Consider the following 1,848-nt stretch of genomic DNA (forward strand, 5'->3'; position numbering starts at 1 on the left):
CTTCTGTATAGCGGTTAGGTATGTAGTAATCAAGGTTTGGATAAAACTCTTTAAAGAACGAGTATACCGTTGCCACTGCAGTTGTTCCGTCCACATCATAATCGCCGTAAATCAGTATCTTTTCATTATTGGCAATGGCCGTGGCTATACGGTTTACGGCGTTATCCATCCCGTTCATCAAAAAGGGATCATGCAGATCGTCTAACGAAGGGCGAAAAAATGCTTTGGCCTGTTCAAAAGTTTCAATGCCACGCTGCACCAGTAATTTGCAAATAATGGGGTGTATTTTAAGTGCCTCCTGCAAAGTCTTCACCTTGTTCTCATCCGCCGACTTTACTACCCATCTTTTTTGCATGCCGCAAATTAAAAAACTTAGAAGTGTTGTGAGTGTTTCTTCCCCCTAAAGAAGCAAAGAGCAAAGATTTTTTTAAATGTGCAGGCTAACGAGTTACCACAAATTTTTTTGTAGCGCCGAAATTAGCATTAGCAAGGGTTATAAAATATGTACCCGGAGAAAGTGACGATAAGTCCTGCGAAATAGTGTGTATGCCCGCTACAATAGTTTGAGCATTGGTAAAAATTTTCTGTCCCAAAATAGTGGTAATGATTAAAGAAACATTGGCATCATGTGACAGATTAAATGAAATATTCAATTCCTGGTTTGCCGGGTTAGGAAAAACAGCCCAGCTGAGAGAATTGGAAATATCTTCAGTACCTGAAACGATAATATTTTGTTCCACCACGCAGCCAACACCGTTTTTAATAAACACATTATAGTTTCCGTTATTACTGATAATTAATGTTGACGCCTGCTGGTAGTGAATTCCATCGAGCGAATATTGAAGCGGGTAGTTACCGGCATGGGCCGTAACTATAATATTGCCTGAATCGCCTGCCTGCGCCGGAATTGTGTTGATAGAAGATACCACAATACTATCGGGCTTATACAGATACGCGTTTTGAACTTCGCTGCAATTAGTTGACAAATTGGTTATAGTTACACTATACGTGCCCGGGCATAAATTGGTAATAGCAGGAAGCCCGGTAGTGCCGGTGCTCCAGGTATAACTAAAGGTACCTGCGCCCTGCAGGTTTAATTGAATAGAACCGTTGCAGGTATTGCTGCAGGCGGGTTGCGTAGTGGTTAGCGAGGTTGTAAAATTGCATGCACCGCAATTATATTCATCAAGATTTTTAATGGCGTTAAAAAGATTGAGCCTGCCACCGGTTACCGTTAAATTATACAATGAAGAAAGATGAGTAGTACCGCTTAATAAAAACTGCTTTATCAACAAAGCAATTGAATCGGGAGATGTTTTATTATCAGTTAATAATTTATTGCAGGCCGCAGCATACATTGATGCAACTGCACCAGCCACATGTGGCGAAGACATAGAGGTGCCCGACATAATACCGTAGCTGTTATTTTGTTCACAAGAGTAAATGCCGCTGCCCGGTGCTCCTAAATCAATAGTAGTGTCACCCCATGCAGCCTGTGCATTCAATAAATCGTGGTTTGTGGTGTTGGTAACAGTTATTAAAAATTTACTTGGGCAACCGGTTGGTATATCGTCATTCACATCAATGTTCCAGGCCGTGTTTGCAGTAGCGGCGGCGCTTAGTATACCTACAGCACCCATGCTGTCGTACATAGCACACCAGATTGGATAGTTTACATGTCTTGCTCCTCCCGGACCGCCATTCAATCCAAAAGAGGAATTCGTACTCACAACAAATGCGCCTTTAGCTCCATGCGTAATATTATAAAGCCGGCGCATCTCTCTTACATAATCGTAGGCTTCGACCACCTGTGATTCCAGGTCTGAGCCACCTACAATGCGCAGGATA

At 42.3% G+C, this 1,848-nt stretch carries 2 protein-coding genes; both read right to left on the reverse strand.

The window, feature by feature from the left end:
• Positions 1-355 (reverse strand): DHH family phosphoesterase (locus QZY09_RS08665; RefSeq protein ID WP_367119195.1); only part of this gene is annotated, 355 nt, incomplete at its 3' end.
• An 85-nt stretch (positions 356-440) separates the two neighbouring features.
• A partial coding sequence (locus tag QZY09_RS08670) for a T9SS type A sorting domain-containing protein (RefSeq protein ID WP_295671104.1) occupies positions 441-1,848 on the reverse strand: 1,408 nt, incomplete at its 5' end.

It is taken from the genome of uncultured Mucilaginibacter sp., from assembly GCF_903913935.1.
GTDB lineage: Bacteria > Bacteroidota > Bacteroidia > Sphingobacteriales > Sphingobacteriaceae > Mucilaginibacter.